Genomic DNA, 26270 nt, shown 5'->3' with positions numbered 1-26270 from the left:
TTCAATACCTAATCTAAATTTGTTCCAAAGCCACGGTTTTTAATTGAGCTAATTGTGTGGTGCCGGGACTAAACAATCCATTATCAATTTGTTGTTTAAAGTGAGAGGTAAAAGCACGTTGTCTATTTTGGGGAGAGACTGCCAAAGTAGTTAATCTTAAAAACCAAAAACCCTCTACTTCGGAGAGAGGAATGACAAATCCTTTATAGGTTTTGTTGGCGATTTTTTGAATGTTAGCTTCATTGTATTGAACTGAAAATAAACTTCCTTCAGGAATACGAATACCATTCATGATGACTGGGACTAAGTTGATACAAGAATGGTCATCACCCATTTTGACTTTTTCGATAAGGATCGGTTCATTTTTATCATTGACAAAAATATTGATTAAACCATGTCTTAGAAACTTTCGATGTGCAATTTTAAGGAAGAAATTTTCAGCCATAGGGCATGAGCCGACCTTCGGTTTCTCCACTAAGCTCTTAAGTTCGATGAGGGGTGAATCATATTTTCTTAAGATAATGTCTTCTAAAAAATCACAAATTAGTTTGCTTTCTTCATGTTTTACATATTGAGCAATGCTTCTTAATTGGCTTTGAAATTTAACTTCAGCATTTAAAGCATTATAAAAAACATCATTTTTTAATGCTTTGCTTAGGAATAATTGTACCTCGTGATTTTGATCTAGATCACGCCAAGTTTTGAGGTCTAAGCCATAGGACTTAGCTGTGCTGAGAATGGTCCTTAAGCGTTTAGTGTCGTAATCACTAAAAACTTTAAAGTCTTTAAAGTCAGTTTCATCAGCAGCCAAATTAATAAAGTCTGCGATCACGCGTGTTGCTTGCGTAAAGCCACAGCCACGTCGTTCCGTTTGATGACTAAAATGTTCATTTAGCATCTCAGTTAAATTTTTTGAAAGCGGTAAGAGCTGAGTTTGAAAACAGTTGAGAACCTCATGTTCAGAGAACGATTCATTCATTTGTAATTCCACACAAATATTTGTTATATATTAAATAAATTTTTATGATTATAGATAGAGCAAGGCCTGTGAGCAAGGCTAGAGGATGATTTAAGCTTCAGACTTTAGGGGAAGAGAGCACAGCTGTGGAATGTATGGGACATTTACTAGGAACATTAGCCAAGTAAATTAAGTTTTACTTGGCTTTTGTAAAATTGAATCTTATTTGTATTTATTTAAGAACTCAAGATAGGGCTGAACTAACAATTGTTCTTGTTCCATAATCGGCATATGACCCACATTTTTTAGAATAATCGGAGCTTGAGCATTCTTGAGTAAGTTTTTTAATTCAGTCGCAGCCTCAACATTGATAATCTGATCTTTATCTCCCCATGCAATTAACACCGGTTGATCAATCACCCGTGTTGCAATGGCAAAGCTATCAGGCGTATACATTTTAGACATTAAAATAAGTTGTTCTACCAACTTAGATGTATTCACAGATTGAGAAATCATCATTTTTTCCTGAGAATCTTTTAATTCTTTCGGAATAAAAGGAGGGAGATGCGTCGCAATGTTTAATAGACGATCTAAATCACCGGGTTTAGCCACCACCATGTTTCTGAGTGTTGCTGGATCTTTTAAATAAGGTGTATTCGCGCTTTTAAACACACCAGCACTATCAATCAGAAATAATGATTTGGTATCGATTGGATATTGTGCAGTATAAAGTAGTGCAACTGCACCGCCCATAGAGTGACCAGCAATATGAGCATCCTTTTCAAATTGTCCCGCTTCTGCAAAACGACGTAGTTTTTCAGTGATGTTGGGGATTGAATATTCAAAGTCAGCAGGAGCTTTACTGTCACCTTGACCAGGTAAATCTGGAATGACCACATGATAATAGGGCGTCAGGTTGCGAGCAAAGCGATTCCAGTTATCGCGGCTACCTGATAAACCATGTACAAGAATGAGTGTTGGTTTTCCAACTTGTCCACCTTCGCTATAAGCCCAGTCAATATCACCCACTTTAAGCCGTTTGGTTTGCAGACCTGCCCATACACGCTCTTGTTGAAGGACGCTTTGGATATCAATACTTGCAGCAGCCATTATATTTGTAGAGACGCTTGAAATTGCAACTGTGCCTAAAGACAAAGCAACCGTTAGAAATAGTTTTGAAAAAGTCCTTTTCATGTACAGTACTCTTGTTGTTCTTGATGTCTAAGTAAGCCTTAACATAATATAAATTTTTATCCAATACATTTGCATAAATTATAAATTCAGCAGCTTTCGAGTCAATGTGATGCAAAATTTAAAACATAGCACTTCAAATGAACTCAAGCGGCTCATTTTGGAAGTCATCATTCGGATTCCTTATGGAAAAGTCGCCAGTTATGGACAAATTGCACAAATGGCTGGTCTGCCCAAACATGCACGCTTGGTCGGTTATGTTTTAAAACATTTAGAAACGGAAACAGATATACCTTGGCATAGAGTGATTAATGCACAAGGAAAAATTAGCTTGAATAAGCTGAATACTCAAGGTGAAAATATTCAGCAACTTAAATTGGCGAGTGAGGGTGTTTATTTACTAAATGGCAAAGTGAATATCAAACAGTTTGGATGGATGAGTTTGTATAACTAAATTGATCTGTAATCTGGGCAGAAATTTCTAAGTATTTCAGATGCCTAAAATAGGGGGATTAATCTAAAAAGAAAAAAGGAAGTTTGTTTTGATGACAAGATACATTTTTGGGGTTTAGTCGTATTAAGCTCTATTTAAGTTTGATAGATTAAGTTAAAATGTCTGTAAAACAATGTAATTAGAGTAATGCTAAATTTTATCCAGCGAATAAAACAACGTGAAATTATTTTATCTCAAACCGCCTTCCATTTTATTTTAGCAGTTTGGCTCGGATTAATTCTTAATTTTGATTTTTTAAAAAAAGTACAAACACTTACGCCATATCAAGGGCTTAAAGCTAATTTATTCTTAATCGCGACGGCATGTGTTTTAATTGCTTTGTATAATCTCATCTTACATATACTCGGATGGAAGTGGACCAGTAAAGCAGTCGCAATTCTGTTGGTGTTTATTGGTGGATTTAGTGCTTATTTTGTGAATTCACTGGGTGTGGTTATTTCGCCTGATCAAGTCCAAAATCTGATGCAGACAGACCCATCGGAAGTGGTGGATTTACTCTCACCGCAATTTTTCATTTGGACGTTATGTTTTGTCGTTTTGCCGATTGTCGCAATTGTTTGGGTCAAAATTAAACCTGACAGTATTGGCAAATCAATGCTCAAAAAACTAGCCAGTATTGTTGCTTCTTTTGCAGTTATTGCCAGTTTATTATTTATCTTCTATGTCGATTATGCTGCGATTTTCCGTGAACATCGTGAGCTTAAAGGCATGATTTCTCCGCAAAATACGATTGCTTCGACCTTTTCCTATTATCATAAAAAAGCCCCTAAAAAAGATTTACCCCTAGTTTCTTATGGGGAAGATGCACATATTGCTGCACAAACCCCAACCTCGAACTTACCTAAATTGGTGGTTTTGGTGGTGGGTGAAACGGCTCGTGCAGAAAGCTTTTCTTTAAATGGCTATGCCCAAAATACCAATCCAGAATTATCGAAACAAGCGGGCTTAGTTAATTTTAGTCAAGTCAGCTCTTGTGGTACGGCAACGGCTGTTTCTGTACCTTGTATGTTTTCAGGTATGCCACGTAAAGATTATGATGAACAATTGGCCAGTCATCGCGAAGGCTTACTCGATGTTGCGAAGCGTGCTGGTTATAAAGTCACATGGATTGATAATAATTCAGGCTGTAAAGGTACTTGTGACCGTGTGGAACAGTTTGTTATTCCTGAACCGTTAAAACAAAAATGGTGTAAGGATGGTGAGTGCTTAGATGAGGTTTTAGTCGAGAGCTTAGACCAATATATTAAGAGTCTTCCTAAAAATGATGAAACACCGCATTTGATTGTTTTACATCAAATGGGCAGCCATGGACCAGCGTATTACAAACGTGCACCTGCAGAATTCCAACGTTTTAAACCGACTTGTGACACCAATGCAATTCAGGGTTGTACACCGCAAGCTTTAATTAACTCTTATGATAATACCATTGTGTATACCGATCATATTTTAAATCTAGTCATTGAAACATTAAAGAATCAACCGAAGTATAGGACTGCATTTTGGTATTTATCTGATCATGGTGAATCAACTGGTGAGCATGGTATGTATTTACATGGCGCACCTTATAGGATTGCACCAAGTCAACAAACCCATATTCCAATGATGATGTGGTTTTCAGATGCGTGGAAAAATAATGCTGCGACTCAGATCAATTGTTTAGAAAAACAAAAGACTAAAACCCTGAGTCAGGATAATTTGTTCCCAAGTTTATTAAGCTTATTAGATATTCAAACTGGTGTTATTGATCAAAATAACAATATGTTGCATCAATGTGTACCGCATAGTTGAGATGAGGAAATCAATCCATGACTAAAATCTTAATGATTGAAGATGATTTTATGATTGCTGAGTCCACCATGACGTTACTCAGATTTCATCAATTTGAAGTTGAATGGGTCAATAATGGTCTAGATGGTTTAAAACAATTAACGCAAAACACATTTGATTTGATTTTATTGGATTTGGGTTTGCCGATGATGGATGGCATGCAAGTGCTGAAACAAATTCGGCAAAGAGTTGCCATTCCAGTGCTAATCATTTCAGCCCGTGACCAATTGCAGAATCGGGTAGATGGATTAAACCTTGGGGCGGATGACTATCTGATTAAGCCCTATGAGTTTGATGAGCTCGTTGCACGTATTCATGCCTTATTACGCCGTGTAAGTGGAGGCAATAGCCAACAACAGGGGCAAGAGTCGAGTATTTTACGTAATGGGGATGTGGTTTTAGATGTTGATCAACATATTGCGACACTCAAAGGTGAGCAAGTTGAATTATCGAATCGTGAATGGGCAATTCTTATTCCGTTAATGACCCATCCAAACAAAATTTTCTCGAAGTCAAATTTAGAAGATAAACTTTACGATTTTGACAGTGAAGTCAACAGCAATACGATTGAAGTTTATGTGCATCATATTCGCACTAAATTGGGTAAAGACATTATCCGAACCATTCGTGGTTTGGGATATCGGTTAGGGCAGGCACAAAAAGTATAAGTCATATGACCACACATTATTCCTTAAAAAGAAAGCTCATACGTTACACCTCTATTTTTAGTGTGATATTGGGCTGTATTCTAATTACGGCAGCATACAAAATTTCTCTTGAAGAAATAAATGAAATTTTGGATGCACAAATGGAATATTTAGCGGAACGTGTTGCGCAAAATGCTCGGCCTTTGCAAAGTAATTTTGATCAGCATAAACGCTATCATGAGGAAGACTTATTTGTCGATGTGTGGGCTTATGCGGATAAAACAGATGTCACACATGAGCATCATCTTTTGGTTGAACCGAAACAAAAGGCGGGTTTTTATTCGCAAGAATCGCTACATGGGGATTGGATCACCTATGTATTGCCGACCAAAGATTTTCAAATTCAAGTGAGCCAACAGAAAAAAGTTCGACAGCATTTGGCTTTAGAATTTGCTGTGACCATGTTTTTACCCTATTTGATGATTATTCCTTTCGCATTGTTTGGACTGATTTATATTATTCGACGTAGTTTAAAACCGTTGGATGATTTTAAATCTGAACTGGCACAGCGTGATTCCAATTCGTTACTGGCTATCCAAAATACGCAATATCCAGAAGAATTGGTTCCCACGATTAATGAGATGAATCATCTGTTTGAGCGGATTTCAATAGCACAACAAGAACAACGGCAATTTGTTGCGGACGCAGCACATGAATTAAGAACTCCGATTACTGCATTGAATTTACAAACTAAAATTTTAATGAGCCAATTTCCTGATGAGGAAAATTTGGTCAATTTAAGTAAAGGTTTGGCGCGGATGCAGCATTTGGTTTCGCAACTTTTATCATTGGCTAAACAAGATGCGACCTTGAGTCATGATATTCAAATTACCAAGTTTAAGTTGAATGATGTGGCGTTGAATTGTGTTGAGCAATTGATGAACCTCGCCATGGAAAAAGAGATTGATCTCGGTTTTGAACGCAATGAATTGATTGAAATGCAAAGTATCGAGCAATCGATTCATTCTATTATCTTTAACCTGATTGATAATGCGATCAAATATACGCCACCTTCGGGGATTATTAATATTTCGGTATTTGAAGATGTCGAGAATAATGCGTATGTACAGATTGAAGACAGTGGGCCGGGTATAGATGCAGAAATGTATGATAAGGTGCTCAAGCGTTTTTATCGTATTTATCATCATTTGGAAGTGGGCAGCGGTTTAGGCTTATCTATTGTGGATAAAGCCACTCAGCAGTTGGGTGGTCAATTAAGCTTTGATCAAAGTAGTGAGTTGGGTGGTTTAAGTGTATTGGTTAAACTTCCTAAAATTTATCATCATGCATAACGTTTGTACTTGATTTTGATAAATTGAGAGTCCGAATAAAATACATAAAGTCGATCTCATAGGAGTCTTTAAAAAACCTATCTAGATCGACTTTTGATGTTACTTTTAAATTAAATATATCTAAGTAACCTGAGAACGTTAAAGCAGCTTTAGAAAAAATCTATGCGGATGGAACGTTACTTTCAAGATTTTGAGCATTCTCTTTAAACTTTTTATAAAAACAACAATAGAGCAGTAAGTTAAATGCAAAAATAATCCAACCTGTCCATAGATTATGACTGAGAAAGTGGGCACCCCGCATCATTTGTCCCCATCCTAAAATAAAACCAATCACTAAACCTAAACCTAAAAAGGCATAAGCCAGTTTTGGTTGTACCAAGCGATAGACAAAGAAACCCGTTAATAAAGCAAAGCCTGTACTGGCATGCCCACCGGGAAAGCAATGTCCATTCGTGGCTGAAAAATTCCAAATATAGCCGAGTGTTGTGGGTTGCGTCATCTCCCATGGACATGCATGTGCAGACTGTGACTTTAAGATTCCGATGACTGAGGTCGATAAGATACAAACGAAAAACATATAACCATAGAGCCAGCGCTTTGTTTTTAATCGTTGTATTTTAAATGAAGCTAACCATAGGATTAAAAATGCAAGATAAACAGCGATGAGAATATTTTTAAAAATTTTATGATTGATGTGAACTAAATACCAATTATCTCGATATGGAAAACTTCCAGATGCATCGATAAAGGGTTGGATTAAGTGCATATCAATTGCACCACCCACTGGAAAATAAAAGATGAGAATCAGCATAGTGAATGCAAGAGCTAATACATTGCTCAAAAAGAACTTTTTAAAATTAGATGTTAGCATAATCAGATTACAGAAATGTGTTAATTAAAATTTATAGCTATTACAATAAATTAACCTTAAATATGCCTTAAAAGCAATATTTAAAAAATACTAGTCATCATCAATATTATTTAAAGAATTAAAGCAAAATGTGACAGCGACTCGATTTGAGCCGCTACACTTTACTTATGAGCAATATGCATATTTAGAAAATTGCATCTTCCGAATTTGCAGAAATCTTATGGATGGATAAATCTGCACCACGGAATTCTTCTTCTTGGGTTAAACGAATGCCCATTGTAAGTTTTAAAAGACCATACACCAAAAAACCACCACTTAATGCAATGATGATGGCGAGCATGGTTCCAATGATTTGTGCCATCATAGAAACACCACCTAAGCCCCCCATCCAATGTTGTCCAAATATTCCGACAGCAATTCCACCGAAAGTACCACCAACGCCATGCAAAGGCCATACACCAAGGACATCATCAATTTTAAGTTTGTTTTGAGTATAGGTGAATAATTTAACAAATAAGAAGCCTGCACATACACCAATAATGAGTGCGCCAACAGGGTGTACAATGTCCGAGCCTGCACAAATGGCGACTAGACCTGCCAGTGGGCCATTGTGTAAGAAGCCCGGATCCTCTTTACCAAAAAAATTGGCAGCAAGGGTACCACCGACCATCGCCATGAGTGAATTGATCGCAACGAGCCCTGAAATAGCATCTAGTCGCTGCGCACTCATGACATTAAAGCCAAACCACCCAACAATTAATATCCAAGAACCCAGCGCTAAGAAGGGAATAGAAGAAGGTGGATGGGCACTAACACGACCATCTTTTTTGTAGCGACCATGCCGAGCACCGAGTAATAGCACAGCAGCCAATGCCATCCAGCCTCCCATGGCATGCACGACCACAGAACCGGCGAAGTCATGAAAACTTGCACCGAAGGTATGATTTAACCAAGCTTGTAAGCCAAGGTTGCCATTCCATGCAATACCTTCAAAGAATGGATAAACCAAAGCCACCAGAAACAAAGTTGCAATGGCTTGAGTCCGCATTTTGGCACGTTCCGCAATTCCCCCTGAAATAATCGCAGGAATTGCCGCAGCAAAGGTGAGCAGGAAGAAACAGCGCATTAGGTTATAGCCATGTTCACTGGCTAAAGTCGTACCTAAATGGAAGAAATGCTGTCCATAGGCAATGTAATAACCTATAAAAAAATAGGCGATGGCTGAAATAGAAAAATCAGTCAAAATCTTACTGAGTGCATTGACTTGGTTTTTATGGCGTACAGTCCCAAGTTCTAAAAAAGCAAAACCGGCATGCATTGCCAATACGAGGATTGCACCGAGAAGAAGAAAGAGTAAATCAGTATTTTGCATGGCGATTCTATTGCTGCTCGATGTCACTTCCGTACCAGTATAACCATACATTTTGTGGCGTGAAGTATTTGGTCAGATGAAAAAAATGATTAACACATTCTAAAAATGTGCAAGACTCGATATAAAACAAACTGATGCACCAAATTGGATTTTGTGCACTGTACTTGGGCAAAATGAAAATTCACGTCAATTTTTAATTCATTGAAAAATATAAATTATTTTAAAATTTAAAATAGAGGGTGCTGAAATGATGGAATCTATAAAAATGCAGAGCTGAATATTGAGGTTAGGTTTTTACAAAAATATAGATTGGTACGATGTAAGGAAAGACAATATTCTAAACAATGATGTGTTTTATAGGCTAGTTTAAATAGCTCAGAATGATTAATGTGAATAGCAGATCATTTTGAATTAAGCTCTACTCATAAATGAAGTTTTGCTTTTATCTGGCATATTAAAAATCGGTGATTTCCTTAATCAACAGTAGAGTGATGGGTCAATTTTGTTATGTATAGTATTTTACTGTCGTTATTTCCGCTGATTACTTTAATTGCCACGGGCTATCTTTTTAAAAGATTACACTTTTTGAGTGATGGTTTTTGGGCTGGTGCAGAGAAACTTAACTACTATATTCTTTTCCCTGCCATGTTGTTTGGGAACCTTGCGACTGCAACTTTAGAGCTGAATATTGTTAAAACCATTGTTGTGGTTTTAGCTATCGTTCTCAGTCTTATATGTATCGCTTTATATGGGCTGCGCTTGATTTATAAAACGGTATCAGCACGTTTTGGTGTGTATATGCAAAGTATGGTGCGTTTTAATACCTATATGGGACTTGCTGTTGTTGCTGCACTTTTTCATACACAAGGCATGACGATTTTAGCCATTACCTTAAGTATTGCTATCCCTGTGGTCAATATTCTATCGGTCTTATCTTTGATGAAAAGTGAAGGGATGGTTTTCCGCTCCGTTGTTTTCTCTTTGGTTAAAAACCCATTAATTTTATCTTGTGTCATCGGTATATTATTTAATGTTCTTGGTTTTTCATTATGGGCTGGTTTGGAAAGTTTGCTTAAGCAGTTGGCGATCTGTAGTTTGCCTTTAGGTTTACTCTGTGTCGGTGCCGCCTTGCAGTTTATGGCCTTCAAACAGGATGCCATGATATTGTTTTTAAATACCTTTGGTCGCTTGCTGATTGTACCTGCTTTGGCATTTTTGATTTGTAAGATGCTGAATTTATCGGTTTTAGAAACACAAGTTTTGGTGGTGTTTTTTGCTTTACCTACGGCTTCGGCAGCTTATATTCTAACGAAAGTTTTAGCTGGTGATAGTCAATTGATGGCAGGCGTGATTAGCTTACAAACTTTATGTTCTGCGCTGACTTTACCCTTTATTATTTACTTTATTATTTACTTTATTATTTAACGTAACGCCTAGAAGCGAACACTCTGTTAGGTTACGGAATAATTGGTTTCAATTTTTTGAATGATTTGTGAGGTGAACTGGTCAATTTGCTGCGCATGCTGAATTAAATTCTGTTGATGCTCGATCCATTTTTGTTCTGAAGGCAGACGTAAATGTTGTGATAAAATTTCTTCAGAATGAAAAAGTTCAAAAGCCAGTTGGTTGAGTTGTTCATCGTAAATATTACTATGCACAAAAATGTGCAGTTCTTTGGCAAAGACTGGTATCAAGTTTAGGTATTCAGATTCTAAAGTTTTAATCGCATCTATTTCGCTTTTTTGCTGATGCTGAAATTGCTGAAGGAATGTGAAAGTGCTATTGCGAAGTTGGTAAAGTGTAGGCAATAGGGTAATAAAAAACTTTTGTTTTTGGTTTTCCAGAGTTTGCTGTTCATATAAGCGTTGTTTGCGGTCAAAATGCAGGGGAACCGCAACGGCGACAAAGATGGCAATAACTGAACCAAGGGCTTGTACCCAAGCAGCAAGTTCCTGATTAAAAATAAGATTGGCTTGTGTAAGTGCCATATTTTCCTCATGGTTGTTTTTGTTGTACTGAGTCTAGTCTATGTTGGATTGGTAGTTTAATGAAGGATAACTTTCTTAATTCTAACAAAGCTTTGCAGTTACGTTATAAAAGCATCATTAGCTTTGTGCTGCTGGAATGTTATTATTGAGATCGTTTTCCTTTTGCTTATTTTTCTATGTCGTTCGATTTAAAACTCAGTGTGCAGCAAGATTCGCAAAATTTATCATCACAACAAAAAAAGCTAAATCGGCTGATTGAGCAAATTGAACAGCAAAAAATCCAACTCGAAATGTGGCAAAAAGCCAAAGATGAGATTCAGCAATATACACAGAAGACATTCATGCCCGTATACACTGAATTGCATCAAGTGTTGTTTGATCAGTTGGAACAGTTATGGAATGGTCTAAGCAATTATGAATTGAATAAAGTCGATGTTAGGCAGTTAGATGATAAAATTTATGCCTTAGCAAAAATGCTGCAAGATTCTAAATTATTGAATCAACAACAGTTGAAGAAGGTGAATGAGCTATATATTTACTATTTACAATCTGCTGAATATGCACAAAACAAGAAAAGCAAAAAGAAAAAAATATCAGATGCTGAAGGTTTTTTTAATGGCAAAACTTATACAGATGAAACAGAGTTTGATGATGTAGAGGAATGGAGCACCGAGTCATATCGCCAAGCCCGCGCACAAGCCAAACTCAAACGTCAGCAAGAAAAACAGGTTCAAGCTGAAAAGCTCACAACACAATCTTTAAAAACCGTGTATTTAAAAATTGCATCCATCATCCACCCTGACCGTGAGCAAGATGAAAGCAAGAAAGTTGAAAAAACAGAACTGTTGCAACAAGCCAATACCGCTTATGAACAGCAGGATTTATTTTATTTACTAAAGCTGCAAATACAGATAGAGCAGAATCAAAGTGTGTCGAAAAAGGGTTTAACTGCGGATCAAGTGAAGTTTTATAAATTGGCGCTGGATGCACAAAGTCAGAAATTACAAAGTGAAATAGATAATTTAATTGATACATTGGTTTGGTCTGAAAGTGCGAAAATTACGGTAAAAAAATTGAAAGGTAAGTTCCAAATTAGTGATTTATATAAGCAGATTGATGCAGATACTTCGGCTTTAAAACAGCAAGTGAAATGGGAAAAAGAACGGTTGAAGTATATGGGGAAGGTGAAAGAGTTGGAGATGTTGTTGGAGCATGGAGTTTTATAATTTTTAAAAGCACCTCTCCCTGACCCTCTCCTAAAAGGAGAGGGAAAATCCATTACAGATTTTATTTAGGCTATAACCTTAGCTATAAAATTATTATGAAGTTTGATAATAAAAATTAGATCCACAATGAAAGTTCCCTCTCCCTTTGGGAGAGGGCTAGGGTGAGGGAAATTTGCTATAATTATCAAAAATAAAAAATTAAATCCCAATGAATAATAAACTCGATCCCCAACTCTTAATTTTCGCCAAATCTATGCGTACCAATGCTACTGATGCAGAAACTTTAATGTGGCAGTTATTTCGCGCCAAACGTTTTATGAATCTAAAATTTCGCCGTCAGCATGTGATCAAACCTTATATTGTGGATTTTTACTGTCATGAAATTGGTTTAGTGATTGAGTTGGATGGCGGTCAGCACAATACTGAAGATGGAAAAGCATATGATGCTGAACGGACTCACTTTTTAGAGGCTTTGGATTTAAAAGTGGTACGGTATTGGAATCATGATGTATTGGGGCAGACGGATGTGGTGTTGGAGGATTTGTGGAATATATGCTCTGAATTATAAACAAATTATTTGAAATATTTTGATAACCTTTAGATGATAAGCAAGTGTATTATCATAAAAAATTATGTTGCGTTGATAAAAATGGAAATTTTTTTCTTGGAGTTGAAAGACCTTAGTCCTAAAGAAATTTTAGAACTTTTGGATAAAAAAAAGTTAAATAGCAGCTCAAAAAAAGGCGAAATTTGGGAAATTACAAACGAGATCAAACCAATTGATTTATTTTGCTATTTATCAGCAAAATACGGTGACCCTAATGGAATTTTAACAATATTAAAAAATGACGATTCAGATAATTTAATTCATTGGGATTGGATGTTAGATTCCCCTAAAGGATTAGTTCATATTCAAGGACATAATTTCAGAACAGAAATACATGTTAGTGGTGAAGTTATCGAGTCTGGACTAAATAAGTTCGACTTCATTAGCCAAATTAAAGCAGATTTTAAAAATTATGGACAAGGTATATCTATAACTAAAAAGTCCTTAGAAAAATGGACTGAATTTATTAATCCGTATTATCGTATTAAGTCTACGATTGAACAAAGTTTTATAAAGTTAAATGAGCTGAATTTAAACTTAGAGCAAGACCGTATCGATTTAAAGATCACTCAAAATCAATTGGAGTTTGAGGAAGTAAAAGAAAGGTGGACACAAACACTTCAAAAATATGATTTTGCAGTTGGGCAAGTTTTTGGTTTAAGAGCCATGTTGCCTGTTATGGCAGAATCTTTTGTAAATTTTTTATTATTTATATTAGCTAGGCCTGAAATTAAATCAAATGACAGACTCTATCAAACTACTCTTAGACAGCCTATAGATATTAGAGTTCAATCATTGCATTTAAATTGTAATGGATTTTCATCCAGTGTTGATTATACAACAGAGGAATGTAAAAAGTTTCATACTTTGATGAATGAAAGAAATGATCTTCTTCATGGTAATGTAAATATCAATAAGCAGGCATTTGGAAATGTATATTTTGATAAAAAAATGCCTATTTTTGATGAATATGAAGATTTTTGGGAAAAAAGTATAGGTGTATCCATTCGTACTATGAATATTGAATCAATTCATGGTGAATATGAAGTTGTGAAAAATTTCATAAGTTATATTTTAAGTAAATTAAATGAGAATATTAAAGAACAAATAGAACATCTTTTAGAAACATCTAGATTAGGCTTTAATGAGGAAACAAAAAGGGTAGGTATTTTATTTTCACCTTATCTAGTTGATATGAGAGGATTTACCAAATAAGAAATAAAGGGCTGAATAATCAGCCCTTTATACACAAACTACATCAAACTAGCAACACATTAAAGCGCCGCAATCTGATCCATATTCGCTTGAATCTTCACTAACTGATCTGCAAATTCAGCAAGCTTCACTTTCTCACCTTCAACCACAGCAACAGGTGCTTTCGCCACAAAACCTTCATTTGAAAGTTTTCCTGCAATTTGGTCATGCTGTTTTTGAACTTTGTCGAAGTCTTTCTGTAAACGACTCAATTCCGCTTTCGGGTCAATTAAACCTTTCATTGGAACAAATACAGACACATGACCTACTACGCTTGATGAAGACAATGGTGGTTGTTCAGCATCCGTCAAGAAAGTAATGCTTTCAACTTTAGCCAATGCTTTAACCAATGGTTCAATACGGGCAATCTGTGCTTTTTCAGCATCAGTGGTGTTTTGCAGTAACACAGGCAATAAACGTGCATTACCTAAGCCCATTTCACCACGAATATTACGTACCGCACCAATTAAACCTTGCAACCATTGCATATCTGCTTCAGCTTGATCATTGATTTTCGCTGGGTCAGCAACAGGGTAAGCCGCAGTCATAATGGTACTTTGACCGACTTTGGCACCCAAACCAATCATTGGTGCAAGGGTTTGCCAAATTTCTTCGGTCAAGTATGGCATGATTGGGTGAGCAAGACGTAACGATGCTTCCATCACTGCAAGAAGTACACGACGAACTTCCGCTTTACGCTCTTCAGCCACATTTTCATCATTTAAAACTGGCTTGGTTAGCTCTACATACCAGTCACAGTATTCATTCCAAATGAATTCGTAAATCGCTTGTGCAGCCAAGTCTAAACGATAAGTCGCAAAGGCTTGTTGAACCGCAGCTTCCGCTTTTTGTAAACGGCTCACGATCCATTGTTCAGGCAATTCCCAAAGATCAGGACGAGCCGTTTGCCCCACCGTTTGACCTTCAACATTCATCAGAACGAAACGTGTACCATTCCAAATTTTGTTACAGAAGTTACGGTAGCCTTCAACACGTTTCATGTCGAATTTAATGTCACGACCCGTGTTGGCAAGTGCACAGAAAGTGAAACGAACCGCATCTGTACCGTAAGCTTGAATACCTTCTGGGAATTCTTTACGCGTTGATTTTTCAATCTTCGCAGCTTGTTTCGGGTTCATGAGTCCTGTGGTACGTTTTTGTACCAAAGTTTCTAAATCTACACCGTCAATAAGGTCTAAAGGATCAAGCACGTTGCCTTTTGATTTAGACATTTTCTGACCTTCGCCATCACGTACCAAGCCATGTACATACACAGTCTTAAATGGAACTTGTGGCGTGCCGTCTTCATTTTTCATGAAGTGCATGGTCATCATGATCATGCGGGCAACCCAGAAGAAGATGATGTCAAAACCAGTGACCAATACATCGGTTGGGTGGAAAGTATTGAGGAAATAGTTTTCCGCATCTTTCTTCGCGTCGCCTGTCCAACCTAAAGTTGAGAATGTCCACAAACCTGAAGAGAACCATGTATCCAAAACATCTTCGTCTTGGGTGAGTTGAACATCAGCAGCAATGCCATTTTCTTCGCGCACTTCAGCTTCATTACGACCGACATAAACGTTGCCATCTACATCGTACCAAGCTGGAATACGGTGACCCCACCACAATTGACGAGAAATACACCAGTCTTGAATGTTGTTCATCCAAGCCATGTACATGTTGCTGTATTGCTCAGGTACAAATTTAATGTCGCCATCTTTCACAGCTTTAATTGCAGGCTCAGCCAATGGCGCAATTTTTACATACCATTGATCGGTCAATAACGGCTCAACGATCACGCCTGAACGGTCACCGCGTGGTGCTTTAAGATCATGTGGTAGAATTTGTTCTAACCAGCCTTCAGCTTCCGCTTGTTCAACCAATTTTTTACGTGCTGCAAAACGCTCTAGACCCTGATACTCTTCAGGAATAATCTGATTTAAAATATTTTTAAAGATATTTTTATCTTTAAAAATAGATTTTCGTTTTTCATGTAGTTTTGAAAATTCTGTTGCAGATGGGAGAGGGGCTTCGTAGTCGTTTTGTGGGTATTCAGTATTTTTTAATAATTGGAATGTTAAAGGGCGGTCAAAAACCATTCCACGTAGATAAGCTGACAGAATATCTTCTAAAGTATTAACATCAGACATAGATAATAAATGGGCATTTTTATTCAAAATGTTGATTAAAGCTTGTTGTCCATTATCAGCCTTATCTGAGAAGCGTTTCCAAACTTCATAGTCATTGAAGTCATGCGCAGGAGTGATTTTTACACATCCTGTACCGAATTCTTTATCCACGTGAACATCATCAGCAATAATAGGAATTAGACGACCTGTAAAAGGAAGTTTGATCATTTGCCCAATTAAATGTTTATAGCGATCATCTTCAGGATGTACAGCAACGGCTACATCACCAAATATTGTTTCAGGACGTGTTGTTGCAACAACTAAATAGTCCTTGTCATTTTTGGTGCGAAGTGACTTATCTTCAAAGAAATATTTGAAATGCCAAAGTGAACCTTTTTCTTCTATTGATTCAACTTCTAAGTCAGACAGGGCCGTTTGTAATTTAGGATCCCAGTTCACCAAACGTTTACCGCGGTAAATTAAACCGTCTTTATGCAAACGAACGAACACTTCTTTCACTGCATTGGATAAGCCATCATCCATAGTAAAGCGTTCACGTGACCAGTCTACAGATGAACCTAAGCGACGAATCTGGTTGGTAATGTTATTACCTGATTGTTCTTTCCATTCCCAGATTTTGTCGATGAACTTTTCACGACCAAGGTCATGGCGGCTAATGTCTTGCGCAGCCAATTGGCGTTCAACCACCATTTGCGTTGCAATACCTGCGTGGTCTGTCCCCGGTTGCCATAAGGTATTTTTACCCGACATACGGTTATAGCGCGTCAAGGCATCCATAATGGCATTGTTAAAACCATGACCCATGTGCAAGCTACCAGTGACGTTTGGCGGCGGAATCATGATACAGAATGAGTCGCCTTTTTGAGATGGCTTGAAGTAGCCATTGTCTTCCCAAGTCTTGTACCATTTTTTCTCGATCTCGGTTGGATCGTAGGTCGTAGCAATATTTTGCGCAGAATCAGTCATAGTAAAAACAGATCAAAAGTGAGTAAAAAATTAGATCTATTGTAGCAAAATATTTAAAGCTTTGTTGCTTCGTATTGTGGTCTTATTTTTTCAAATTTTTCTATGGAAGTTGCACCTTTCACCTTCAGTATGTTTATCGTGCCAATTTTAGGAATTATGTCGTAGCATATCTGTCAAAAAGGCAATGTTAATTGCATTCAGCTTTGATAATATTGTGAGGAAAACAATTAGATTAAAGCATAATTTATATACAGGGAAAAAATATGCCACATACGATTGCTCTAAAATTAAAGCCAGAAACTTATCAGCAATTCCAAGAGATTTATACGCAACTCAATGCCGGTGAAAAAAACAATTTAGCCAAGCCTTTAGGTGAAAATTTAGCAGATATTGCTTGTGAAGTGATTGATCAAGTTTTTGGTCAGATGGTCACTTTATCCAGTTCTGGTGATAAAGAATCAGAAAAAGTATTGGGGCAGATTTTAGATACCTTGCGTAAATATATGCCTTGGTCAGTCTCATTCTTTGGCAATGAGCGTTTAATCCCGATGGTGAATTATTTGGAAAATTTGATTGAGGTCAAAGATGGGCAAAATTATTTAACCTATCAAGTTGATCATCATTTAATTACCGAGTTATTGGGACATGTTGAACATATTAAACAAGAGCGAGATCAATATATTATTCCCGCGCTCAAAGCATTTACACAAGTGGTTGATCAAGGGGTGACGAGCCTAATTCGTGAACCTAAAAAAATGTTAAAATTCAATTTAGTGGTGGATAAAACCTTAAATGGCGTGATTAATGTGACGACACAATTGGGTTATAAGCGCTTTGATAAATTAGGTACGATGTATGATGCAAAAACGCTAAGTCAGTTTTTTGAGCATTTTTTAAATTTTTTAAATGCTGAGCCTAAAAATTGAAGTTAAAATTCATTCTAAATCAATAAGGAAAGCAAAATGGCGAATTTGGATAGCTTAGACAATAAAGTTGTTTGGATTACTGGAGCATCTTCAGGCTTGGGCAAAGCATTGGCACAAGAATGTGCTTTGCAAGGTGCACAGATTATTTTGAGTGCGCGTCGCTTTGATGAATTGGAAAATGTCCGAGTGGGATTGTTGCATCCTGATCATCACATCTCAATTGCGATGGACATTACTGATGAGTCTCAAGTTCGTCATGCTTATGAGCAAGTATTAGCGAAAAAAGGACGTATCGATTGGCTGATTAATAATGCGGGTTTAAGTCAACGTGCATTAATTAGCGAAACAACCATGCAGACCGAACGTGCCATTATGGAAGTTGACTATTTTTCTCAAGTTTTTCTCACTAAAACAGTCTTGCCGACCTTTTTAAAGCAAAAATCGGGGCGTATTGTTTTTGTGTCTAGCGTAGCTGGTTTATTGGGAACTCAATATCGCGCGTCTTATTCTGCTGCGAAAGCGGCAATTCACATGTGGGCGAATAGTTTACGTGCTGAAGTTGCTCAGGATGGGATCGATGTTTCCGTGATATTCCCTGGTTTCGTGAAAACCAATGTCTCTATTAATGCTTTAAATGGTGATGGCAAAGCGCAAGGGCATGATAATGAAGCGACTGCCAATGGCTTAGATGCAGATGAATTTGCAACGCAAAGTATTAAAGCTTTAATGAGTGGCGAAGAATATATTGTGGTTGGTGGAGCGAAAGAGAAATTAGGCGTTTTTGTTTCTCGTCTTTCACCACGAACGCTATATAAAATGATCCGAAAAATGCGAGTTAAATGATCAGTGGATATCCGTAAGAAAGCCGTATTTAACTGGAGTGGTGGTAAAGATTCAGCTTTAGCACTGTATAAAATTTTACAGCAAAATCAATTTGAAGTAGTTGCATTATTAACCACGGTAAATGAAGAAACAAAATTATCTTCAATGCATGCGATTCCTCATGCATTGGTGGTGAAGCAAGCAGAGAGTATTGGTATTCCGCTGTATCCCGTATTTTTGCCTCAAGATCTTGATATCTATGAGCAACGAATGTTAGATGCAGCGAATCACTTTAAAGCGCAGGGTGTAGCGCATTTTATTTTTGGTGATATTTATTTAACCGATGTGCGTAAGTATCGCGAAGATAGATTACATCCATTGGGAATAGAAGTGGTTGAGCCTTTGTGGAATCAAAATTCAACTGAAGTCATACAAGATTTCTTCGCTTCAGGTATAAAAACCAAAATTATCGTGACGGATGCCAGTAAACTCGATGCAACTTTTATTGGACAGGACATTGGTTCGGCAGTGATTGATTTAATGCCAGCTGAAGTTGATATTTGTGGTGAAAATGGTGAATATCATACGTTTTCTTATGCGGGTGGACCATTTCAACATTCAGTTGATTTCAATATTATTGAAACTAAAAAGATGTTTTATGAGTTTAAATTAGATGGTGGTGAAGAAATGACCTATCACTATTGGCAAGCTATTTTTGAGCAGTAAGTGTTTTATGTCCTGTCATTTTATAATGCTCAGGACATGTATTTTCAATTTTAATGTGGGTTGAGGATGGCTGTACCATAGGCAAAAACTTCAACCATACCGCCTTGCATACCAAGTTCAGTCGTACTGAGTCTGAGCCCCATAATGTGAGTCGCCCCTATTTTTTCAGCTTCCAGTTTTAGGCGAACCATGGCTTCTCGACGTGCTCGATCCACGACACTTTCATAGGCAGTTAAGCGTCCACCAAAGAAATTCTGAATATTGGCAATAATATATTTAAAGTAGTCATGTGAAATGACCACATTACTACTGATCAATTGTCCTTGAGAATCTGAGGTTTGGAATTTATTGGTATCTATACGAATATAAGCAAGTTTACGTTCTTGTTCTTCAAGTTCTTTAAAATGCTTACGCTCAATATGTCGGCCAAAGCCCCAACCGATTGTAAAAAGGATGCTGGTTAGGATGATTTTAAAAATTAAGCCATCCATAATTAAACGTGTGCCGTAAAGGGATCAGCTAATTTAGGCGTATTTGTTTCTATAACAACAGCAGTGCCATAGACAAACAATTCAGATGCACCTTGTGCAATATTCGACGTTGAAAAGCGAATACCCACAATGGCATTGGCACCTAAACTGCGTGCTTTTACAATCATCCGATCCATCGCTTCTTGACGAGATTCTTCTAAAAGTTCGGTATAACCGGTTAATTCACCACCCACAATATTTTTTAAACTGGCCATGAGGTCACGTCCAACATGTTTGCTCCGCACAGTGCTGCCATAAACAACATCTAATTGTTTAATGATGTGATGACCTGGAACACTTTCTAGATTACTTAATTGCATAAGGGATTATTAATAATAAGGCGGTCATTGAAGATAGATAAAAACAATCACAAAGGCAACAAAAAAGCCCACCGAAGTGAGCTTTAGAATTTAAATCAAATTATTTTGGGTTTTGGCTCTGCGCTTGTTGTTTTAACTCAGAACTTGAAGGTTGTTGAATAACTTGATCCGTGGTGTTGGTTTTTACACCGCCACCTAAGGTTTTATACAGTTCAACTTGATTATTCAAGTTAGCTTGTTCAAGTAATAACAAACCTTGTTCAGCTGCATAAGATGAACGTTGTGCATCCAATACCGTTAAAAAACTATCAATACCCGCACGGAAACGTGCATTGGCTAGTTTATAAGTGGTATTGGTGGCATCGACTAAGCGACGCTGAGCAGATAAGCGATCACCAATATTTTGGCGTGTAGCCAAAGCATCATTCACTTCACGGAAAGCCGATTGTAGTGATTTTTCATAGCCAGATAATGCAATTTTTTGATCTGTTTCTGAAATTTTGATGTTGGCTTTACGTGTGCCCCAATCCCAAAGTGGAATATCCAAACTTGGCCCAAGTGACCAAACGAATGCACCAGTTTTAAACAAATTACTTAAATCGGTTGATGCATAACCGGCAGAGCCTGTTAAGCTAATGGTTGGGAATAAGCGTGCCTTAGCTGCACCAATATTCGCACCAGCAGCGGACAACTGATATTCAGCACTACGTACATCAGGACGATTATTCAACAAGTCACTTGGTAAACCCGCAGATAATGCAGATGCATTGGTAATACGGGTTACACGTTGACTTGATAATAAGTTGTCTGGAACAGGTTGGCCTACCAGTAGATTGAGTAAGTTTTTGGCTTGTGCAATCTGAGTCTTATAGTTCGCCACATCATTGCGCGCTGTTTCTACAGAAATCTGCGCCTGACGGACTGGAAGTTCACTGTCGATCCCGACATCAAAACGCTTTTTATTGAGGTTATAAGACTCAAGTTGGGCTTTTAATGTTTGATCAGCAAGTTTCAAGTTGGCATTAGCATAGGAATAACTTAACCATGCTTGAGCAACTTGACCAATTAATGCGATTTGTGTCGCATCACGTGCACTTGCAGTGGCTAAGAAGTTATCCAGCGCATTGTCTTTCAAACTGCGTACACGACCCCAAAAGTCAAGCTCGTAAGCTGTTACGCCTAGACCCACATTATAAACGGTGTTTGCACCATTTGACGTTGCAGTGTCTTGACGTAATATGCCACCACTCGCACCAATCGTGGGTAACTGATTGTTTTCAGTGATTTGGTATTGTTGCTGGGCACGTTGAATATTCAAAGCTGCGGTACGTAAATCGCGGTTATTTGCGACAGCAAGATCAATCACTTGTAATAAACGCTGATCTGCAAAAAAGTCTTTATAACCTTGTTCAGCAATTGAAGTACCAGAAGTGTTACTTGAATAACCTTCTGGAATACTTGCTTGAGCTACGGGTTCTGGGCCACGCATGCTTTGACAAGCTGTCAAAGCAAGCGCAAGTGCAGATACCGCAATGCTACGACCTGAAATAGACCATATTTTTTGCATCACGATGATTGCTCCTGATTGTTAATGTTCTTTGGTTTATATTTAAAGATACTACGGATCCAGACGAAGAATACTGGAATAAAGAAGATTCCTAAAAGGGTTGAGCTGATTACGCCACCAAGTACACCGTAACCGACAGAGTGTTGGCTACCTGCACCTGCACCACTTGCAAGAGCAAGAGGAAGTACGCCGAAACCGAAGGCCAGTGTGGTCATGATAATTGGACGTAAACGCATTTTTGCAGCATGTAATGTTGCCTCAAAAAGCTCTTCACCTTTTTCTTGTAATTCCTTCGCAAACTCTACAATCAAGATCGCATTTTTGGCAGATAAACCGATGACTGCAATGATCGCGACTTGGAAGTAAATGTTATTGGAAAGATTTGGATCACCTTTAAGGGTCATACCTAGATAGGTAAGTACCATGGCACCGACAACACCTAATGGAACAACAAGCAATACAGAGAATGGAATTGACCAACTTTCATATAATGCAGCAAGGCAGAGGAAGACAATCAATAAAGAAAGAGCATACAGGAATGGAGCTTGAGCGCCAGACTCACGTTCTTCTAAAGATAATCCAGTCCATTCATAGTCAAAGCCTGGTAGATTCATAGATGGCAATTTAGCGATAATTTCTTCCATCGCTTTCATCGCATCACCTGAACTGACACCTGGTGCAGGTGTACCTTGCAGATTGACAGAAGCAATACCGTTATAACGTTCTAAACGTGGCGAACCATAAGTCCATTTACCTGTTGCAAAAGCAGAGAAAGGAACCATTGTGCCTTGATTGTTACGGACGTACCACTTGTTCAAATCTTCCGGCATCATGCGAGTATTCGCTTCACCTTGAACATAGACTCTTTTCACACGCCCACGATCAATGAAGTCGTTAATATACGAACCACCCCAAGCCATACTCATGGTTGAGTTGATTTCGGTAATACTTACGCCCATTGCACCTGCTTGTGCTTGATCAATCATGATTTGATACTGAGGTGTATCTTCTTGACCATTTGGACGAACACCAGCAAGACGCTTGTCTTGAGCAGCCATACCTAAAATTGCATTACGTGCCGCAATGAGTTTTTCGTGTCCTAGGCCACCTGCATCTTTAAGTTGCAAGTTAAAACCAGCAGTCACACCCAATTCAGGCATTGCAGGAAGCTGTAAAGGCATGACATATGTCGCATCTTTGATGATCATATTTAAAGCCATACCACGCTTAATGAGAGCGCCAATTTGTTGCTCAGGCGTTGTACGGTCTTTCCAGTCTTTCAAACGAATGAATGCAAGTCCAGCATTTTGACCGACACCAGTGAAAGAGAAACCAGTAACACTGAATACAGATTGAACAGTATCTTTTTCTTGATGTAAGAAAAAGTCGGTCATTGTATCAATGGTTTTACCTGTACGATCTAATGTTGCATTTGGTGGTAGTTGTACTAGTGTCAGGACGGCACCTTGATCTTCTTCTGGTAAGAATGAAGAAGGCAGTATTTTAAACAGAACGACCAATACACCAATAACTGCCACATAAATTACACCAGAGAAGACCTTATGGTGTGTCATACGGTTTACACCGTTTTTATACTTCTGTGCTGTTTTTTCGAAGCTGCTGTTGAACCAACGGAAGAAGCGAGCAAAAATATTATTACTTGATTCTTTATTTGGATCATGTGGCTTTAATAAGGTTGCACACAGTGCAGGGGTAAATGTTAATGCAATGATTAACGAGAGTACCATTGCGGTGACCAGTGTGATAGAAAACTGACGATAAATTACCCCCGTTGTTCCACCAAAAAATGCCATAGGTACGAATACTGCAGACAATACACTGGTAATACCAACCAACGCACCGGAAATCTGTTTCATTGATATTTCAGTTGCTGCAACAGGATCGAGATGATCTTCTTGCATCACTCGTTCAACGTTTTCAACGACAACAATCGCATCATCGACCAGTAGACCAATGGCGAGAACCATGGCAAACATGGTTAATGTATTAATTGAAAAACCAAAAACATTAATAACTGCAAAAGTACCCAATACGACAACAGGTACTGCAAGTGTCGGAATAATCGTTGCACGCCAGTTCTGTAAGAACAAGAACATGACAATGAATACAAGGATAATTGCTTCGATTAGGGTATGTACGACACTTTCAATCGACAGTTTAATGAACGGTGTTGTATCAAAGGCCAATTGGTCTTTCATACCTGTTGGATAGTTTTTACGTAAATCAACTAAACGCGCTTCAACTGCTTTGGCTGTATTTAAGGCGTTGGCGCCTGTTGCAAGTTTAATTGCAACACCACCTGCAGGTTTACCATTATATTTAGAATCAAATTGATAGTTATCCGCACCAAGTTCAACACGGGCAATATCGCCGATACGGACTTGAGCACCGCTCACCGTATTTTTTAAAAATATATTTTTAAACTGTTCAGGTGTTTGCAACATACTTTGTGCATTAATTGTTGCATTCAGTACTTGGCCTTCAACAGCGGGTGCTCCGCCTAGCTGACCAACCGCAACTTGCGCATTTTGCGCACGAATTGCTGCTGCAACATCACTAGGCGTGATTTGTAAACTGGTCATTTTTGCAGGGTCTAGCCAAATACGCATAGCATAAGAACCACCAAACACTTGTACTTCGCCCACGCCTTCAACACGGCTCAGTGGGTCAGAAATATTAGAGTTTACATAGTCTTTAATATCATCAGCGGAGAGGCTTTCGTCCGGTGAATAAAAAGCAATGACCTGTAAAAAACTTGCACCTGATTTGGTAACTTTTACACCTTGACGTTGTACGTCTGCAGGTAAAAGTGCAGTTGCAGATTGTAATTTATTTTGAACTTGGACTTGTGCAATATCAGGATCGACCCCTTGCTCAAAGTTCAATTGAATAGATGCCTGACCGTTACCCGCACTATTCGATGAGATATAACGTAAGCCATCTAGGCCGTTCATTTGTTGTTCAATAATTTGCGTAACTGTATTTTCAACAGTTGCAGCAGATGCACCAGGATAAGTCGCAGCAATAGTGACCGTCGGAGGTGCAATAGTTGGGTATTGTGCAATCGGCATTTTAGTTAGCGTAAGAATACCTGCCAACATAATAACCAGTGCAATCACCCATGCAAAAATAGGGCGATGAATAAAAAATTGAGCCATTTAGTCTACCCCTTATGCGTGTGAAGTAGATTTTTGTTCAGGCATTTTTGCTTCTGGTGCTGGTTGAGCAGCATTCGCTTGTTTTGTACCTGTCGTAGGTTGATCTTGTGGTGCAGCCGCTGGTTGATACGGTTTAGTGACAACCTGTTGTTCAGGTTTTACTTTCGCAATACCATCGACAATGATTTTATCGCCCGTCTGTAAGCCTTGGGTGATGATCCAGTTTTGACCTTGTGCACCAGAAGTCGTTACAGGACGAGGTTCAACAGCTCCTTTTGCATTGACAATCATTGCCATTGCTTGACCCGTTGGGGTACGAGTAATTGCTGCTTGTGGAACTAATATGGCATTTGGAATGATACCTTGCACAATTTGTGCATTGGCAAACATACCTGGAAGCAATAAATGGTTCGGATTTGAAAAAACTGCACGTAAAGTAATGGTACCAGTATCTGGATTTACACTTGCATCAGAAAATGCAAGATTACCTTCCACTGGATAGTTCGTACCATCTTCAAGTTTTAAACGAACTTTGGTGTTATTGCTGCGATCAATACTACCTTGGCTCAGTTGTTGTCTTAGACGAAGTAACTCAGTGCTTGACTGGTTAATATCGACATAAATTGGATCAAGTTGTTGAATCGTCACCAAAGCATTGGCTTGATTTGCAGTCACTAATGCGCCAGCAGTTACGGTAGAACGACCAGATTGACCTGAAATTGGAGAGCGAACAGTTGAATAACCTAAATCAATTTGAGCACTTTTCAAAGCAGCTTGTGATGCAGCAACATCTGCTTCAGCAAGTTTTACTTGTGCAGCTAAATCATCATACTCTTGTTTTGATACGGCATTAATTCCGATCAATTGGCGATAACGATTTGCTTTCACTTGTAATGCATTTAAATTCGCTTGTTGGCGAGCAAGTGCAGCTTTAGCACTGTCTGCATTCGCGCGATTGATTCCAGCGTCAATTTCATAAAGAGGCTGACCTTCGCGTACAAAGCTCCCCTCAGTAAACAAGCGTTTTAAAATGACACCGCTTGTTTGAGGACGGACTTCAGAAATTTGATATGCCGAAGTTCGACCCGACAGTTCAACTGTTTGTTCAATACTTTGTGGTTGAGCAACAATGACACCAACTTCTGTAGGCGGCATTTTTTGGGCAGCAGCACCTTGCTGTGCTTGTTTTGGATCTTTGCTGCAACCCACAAGTGCAATACTTGTTGCTAAAGCACAAGCAGTAAGGGCAGGAGCCCAAAGCTTTGCCGACATCATTG

Annotated in this window: 22 protein-coding genes; 11 read left to right on the top strand and 11 right to left on the bottom strand. The window is 38.2% G+C overall.

Going from position 1 to position 26270, the window contains the following annotated elements; all coding sequences use genetic code 11:
- Nucleotides 1–13 precede the first annotated feature (13 nt).
- Nucleotides 14–979, bottom strand: coding sequence for a hypothetical protein (locus tag B9T28_RS05985; protein WP_086203018.1), 966 nt, complete (start codon nt 977–979; stop codon nt 14–16).
- 201 nt (nt 980–1180) lie between these two features.
- Nucleotides 1181–2152, bottom strand: a complete 972-nt coding sequence (locus tag B9T28_RS05980; protein WP_086203017.1) for an alpha/beta fold hydrolase — start codon at nt 2150–2152, stop codon at nt 1181–1183.
- A 109-nt stretch (nt 2153–2261) separates the two neighbouring features.
- On the opposite strand from B9T28_RS05980, the gene B9T28_RS05975 reads away from it, so the two are divergent.
- The 4 genes from B9T28_RS05975 to B9T28_RS05960 all read left to right on the top strand — a co-directional run bounded on the left by B9T28_RS05975 (nt 2262) and on the right by B9T28_RS05960 (nt 6489).
- Nucleotides 2262–2603 carry an MGMT family protein gene (locus B9T28_RS05975; RefSeq protein WP_086203016.1) on the top strand — a complete coding sequence of 114 codons (342 nt, stop codon included), beginning with the start codon at nt 2262–2264 and terminating at the stop codon, nt 2601–2603.
- Nucleotides 2604–2789: 186 nt separating this feature from the next.
- The gene (locus B9T28_RS05970) at nt 2790–4451 is read left to right on the top strand and encodes a phosphoethanolamine transferase (RefSeq protein ID WP_086203015.1); all 1662 of its coding nucleotides are present in this window, start codon (nt 2790–2792) and stop codon (nt 4449–4451) included.
- A 17-nt stretch (nt 4452–4468) separates the two neighbouring features.
- A complete protein-coding gene (locus tag B9T28_RS05965) occupies nt 4469–5158 on the top strand; it encodes a response regulator transcription factor (RefSeq protein WP_086203014.1) in 690 nt (229 codons plus the stop codon).
- Nucleotides 5159–5163: 5 nt separating this feature from the next.
- Entirely contained in the window at nt 5164–6489 is a 1326-nt protein-coding gene (locus B9T28_RS05960; RefSeq protein ID WP_086203013.1) for an ATP-binding protein, read from the top strand.
- Between the two features lie 160 nt (nt 6490–6649).
- Here the strand turns inward: B9T28_RS05960 and B9T28_RS05955 are convergent, their stop codons facing one another.
- Nucleotides 6650–7360 (bottom strand): phosphatase PAP2 family protein, encoded by a 711-nt coding sequence (locus B9T28_RS05955; protein ID WP_086203012.1) that lies wholly within the window; start codon nt 7358–7360, stop codon nt 6650–6652.
- Nucleotides 7361–7544: 184 nt separating this feature from the next.
- On the bottom strand, nt 7545–8732 hold the full coding sequence (locus B9T28_RS05950) for an ammonium transporter (RefSeq protein ID WP_086203011.1): 1188 nt from the start codon (nt 8730–8732) through the stop codon (nt 7545–7547).
- 507 nt (nt 8733–9239) lie between these two features.
- Here B9T28_RS05950 and B9T28_RS05945 point away from each other — a divergent pair.
- On the top strand, nt 9240–10157 hold the full coding sequence (locus tag B9T28_RS05945) for an AEC family transporter (RefSeq protein WP_086203010.1): 918 nt from the start codon (nt 9240–9242) through the stop codon (nt 10155–10157).
- A gap of 26 nt (nt 10158–10183) precedes the next feature.
- Here the strand turns inward: B9T28_RS05945 and B9T28_RS05940 are convergent, their stop codons facing one another.
- A complete protein-coding gene (locus B9T28_RS05940) occupies nt 10184–10720 on the bottom strand; it encodes a hypothetical protein (RefSeq protein ID WP_086203009.1) in 537 nt (178 codons plus the stop codon).
- A 176-nt stretch (nt 10721–10896) separates the two neighbouring features.
- Here B9T28_RS05940 and B9T28_RS05935 point away from each other — a divergent pair, with 176 nt between their 5' ends.
- From B9T28_RS05935 to B9T28_RS05925, 3 genes are all read left to right on the top strand, one after another.
- Complete coding sequence (locus tag B9T28_RS05935) at nt 10897–11946, top strand: molecular chaperone DnaJ (RefSeq protein ID WP_086203008.1); 1050 nt, start codon at nt 10897–10899, stop codon at nt 11944–11946.
- A 208-nt stretch (nt 11947–12154) separates the two neighbouring features.
- Complete coding sequence (locus tag B9T28_RS05930; RefSeq protein WP_086203007.1) at nt 12155–12514, top strand: endonuclease domain-containing protein; 360 nt, start codon at nt 12155–12157, stop codon at nt 12512–12514.
- An 81-nt stretch (nt 12515–12595) separates the two neighbouring features.
- A complete protein-coding gene (locus tag B9T28_RS05925; protein ID WP_086203057.1) occupies nt 12596–13768 on the top strand; it encodes a hypothetical protein in 1173 nt (390 codons plus the stop codon).
- A gap of 59 nt (nt 13769–13827) precedes the next feature.
- Here the strand turns inward: B9T28_RS05925 and B9T28_RS05920 are convergent, their stop codons facing one another.
- A complete protein-coding gene (locus B9T28_RS05920; protein ID WP_086203006.1) occupies nt 13828–16923 on the bottom strand; it encodes a valine--tRNA ligase in 3096 nt (1031 codons plus the stop codon).
- 263 nt (nt 16924–17186) lie between these two features.
- On the opposite strand from B9T28_RS05920, the gene B9T28_RS05915 reads away from it, so the two are divergent.
- Genes B9T28_RS05915 through B9T28_RS05905 form a run of 3 tightly spaced genes read left to right on the top strand, consistent with a single transcriptional unit; the run spans nt 17187 to nt 19397 of the window.
- Nucleotides 17187–17849, top strand: a complete 663-nt coding sequence (locus B9T28_RS05915; protein ID WP_086203005.1) for a hypothetical protein — start codon at nt 17187–17189, stop codon at nt 17847–17849.
- 36 nt (nt 17850–17885) lie between these two features.
- Complete coding sequence (locus B9T28_RS05910; protein ID WP_086203004.1) at nt 17886–18692, top strand: SDR family oxidoreductase; 807 nt, start codon at nt 17886–17888, stop codon at nt 18690–18692.
- Between the two features lie 3 nt (nt 18693–18695).
- Nucleotides 18696–19397 (top strand): Dph6-related ATP pyrophosphatase, encoded by a 702-nt coding sequence (locus tag B9T28_RS05905; RefSeq protein WP_086203003.1) that lies wholly within the window; start codon nt 18696–18698, stop codon nt 19395–19397.
- A 50-nt stretch (nt 19398–19447) separates the two neighbouring features.
- Here the strand turns inward: B9T28_RS05905 and B9T28_RS05900 are convergent, their stop codons facing one another.
- The 5 genes from B9T28_RS05900 to B9T28_RS05880 form a co-directional block, all read right to left on the bottom strand.
- Nucleotides 19448–19888 (bottom strand): YbjQ family protein, encoded by a 441-nt coding sequence (locus tag B9T28_RS05900; protein WP_086203002.1) that lies wholly within the window; start codon nt 19886–19888, stop codon nt 19448–19450.
- A 2-nt stretch (nt 19889–19890) separates the two neighbouring features.
- Nucleotides 19891–20247, bottom strand: a complete 357-nt coding sequence (locus tag B9T28_RS05895; RefSeq protein WP_086203001.1) for a YbjQ family protein — start codon at nt 20245–20247, stop codon at nt 19891–19893.
- Nucleotides 20248–20347: 100 nt separating this feature from the next.
- Entirely contained in the window at nt 20348–21814 is a 1467-nt protein-coding gene (gene adeK / locus B9T28_RS05890) for a multidrug efflux RND transporter AdeIJK outer membrane channel subunit AdeK (RefSeq protein WP_086203000.1), read from the bottom strand.
- Nucleotides 21814–24993: a multidrug efflux RND transporter permease subunit AdeJ gene (adeJ, locus tag B9T28_RS05885; protein ID WP_086202999.1), complete on the bottom strand. Its 3180-nt coding sequence runs from the start codon at nt 24991–24993 to the stop codon at nt 21814–21816. Before adeJ ends, adeK begins: the two co-directional genes overlap by 1 nt.
- Nucleotides 24994–25005: 12 nt before the next feature.
- On the bottom strand, nt 25006–26268 hold the full coding sequence (locus tag B9T28_RS05880; protein ID WP_086202998.1) for an efflux RND transporter periplasmic adaptor subunit: 1263 nt from the start codon (nt 26266–26268) through the stop codon (nt 25006–25008).
- Between the last annotated feature and the right edge of the window lie 2 nt (nt 26269–26270).

The organism is Acinetobacter silvestris (assembly GCF_002135235.1).
GTDB classification, from domain to species: Bacteria; Pseudomonadota; Gammaproteobacteria; order Pseudomonadales; family Moraxellaceae; genus Acinetobacter; species Acinetobacter silvestris.
The sequence above is the reverse complement of the archived record's forward strand: the minus strand, read 5'-3'. Positions and strand labels throughout refer to the sequence as shown.

Bases quoted from the DNA above. Each gene is read 5' to 3' on its own strand.
- B9T28_RS05985 (WP_086203018.1), bottom strand. From the start codon at position 979: ATGAATGAATCGTTCTCTGAACATGAGGTTCTCAACTGTTTTCAAACT.
- B9T28_RS05980 (WP_086203017.1), bottom strand. From the start codon at position 2,152: ATGAAAAGGACTTTTTCAAAACTATTTCTAACGGTTGCTTTGTCTTTA.
- B9T28_RS05975 (WP_086203016.1), top strand. From the start codon at position 2,262: ATGCAAAATTTAAAACATAGCACTTCAAATGAACTCAAGCGGCTCATT.
- B9T28_RS05970 (WP_086203015.1), top strand. From the start codon at position 2,790: ATGCTAAATTTTATCCAGCGAATAAAACAACGTGAAATTATTTTATCT.
- B9T28_RS05965 (WP_086203014.1), top strand. From the start codon at position 4,469: ATGACTAAAATCTTAATGATTGAAGATGATTTTATGATTGCTGAGTCC.
- B9T28_RS05960 (WP_086203013.1), top strand. From the start codon at position 5,164: ATGACCACACATTATTCCTTAAAAAGAAAGCTCATACGTTACACCTCT.
- B9T28_RS05955 (WP_086203012.1), bottom strand. From the start codon at position 7,360: ATGCTAACATCTAATTTTAAAAAGTTCTTTTTGAGCAATGTATTAGCT.
- B9T28_RS05950 (WP_086203011.1), bottom strand. From the start codon at position 8,732: ATGCAAAATACTGATTTACTCTTTCTTCTTCTCGGTGCAATCCTCGTA.
- B9T28_RS05945 (WP_086203010.1), top strand. From the start codon at position 9,240: ATGTATAGTATTTTACTGTCGTTATTTCCGCTGATTACTTTAATTGCC.
- B9T28_RS05940 (WP_086203009.1), bottom strand. From the start codon at position 10,720: ATGGCACTTACACAAGCCAATCTTATTTTTAATCAGGAACTTGCTGCT.
- B9T28_RS05935 (WP_086203008.1), top strand. From the start codon at position 10,897: ATGTCGTTCGATTTAAAACTCAGTGTGCAGCAAGATTCGCAAAATTTA.
- B9T28_RS05930 (WP_086203007.1), top strand. From the start codon at position 12,155: ATGAATAATAAACTCGATCCCCAACTCTTAATTTTCGCCAAATCTATG.
- B9T28_RS05925 (WP_086203057.1), top strand. From the start codon at position 12,596: ATGGAAATTTTTTTCTTGGAGTTGAAAGACCTTAGTCCTAAAGAAATT.
- B9T28_RS05920 (WP_086203006.1), bottom strand. From the start codon at position 16,923: ATGACTGATTCTGCGCAAAATATTGCTACGACCTACGATCCAACCGAG.
- B9T28_RS05915 (WP_086203005.1), top strand. From the start codon at position 17,187: ATGCCACATACGATTGCTCTAAAATTAAAGCCAGAAACTTATCAGCAA.
- B9T28_RS05910 (WP_086203004.1), top strand. From the start codon at position 17,886: ATGGCGAATTTGGATAGCTTAGACAATAAAGTTGTTTGGATTACTGGA.
- B9T28_RS05900 (WP_086203002.1), bottom strand. From the start codon at position 19,888: ATGGATGGCTTAATTTTTAAAATCATCCTAACCAGCATCCTTTTTACA.
- B9T28_RS05895 (WP_086203001.1), bottom strand. From the start codon at position 20,247: ATGCAATTAAGTAATCTAGAAAGTGTTCCAGGTCATCACATCATTAAA.
- adeK (WP_086203000.1), bottom strand. From the start codon at position 21,814: ATGCAAAAAATATGGTCTATTTCAGGTCGTAGCATTGCGGTATCTGCA.
- adeJ (WP_086202999.1), bottom strand. From the start codon at position 24,993: ATGGCTCAATTTTTTATTCATCGCCCTATTTTTGCATGGGTGATTGCA.
- B9T28_RS05880 (WP_086202998.1), bottom strand. From the start codon at position 26,268: ATGATGTCGGCAAAGCTTTGGGCTCCTGCCCTTACTGCTTGTGCTTTA.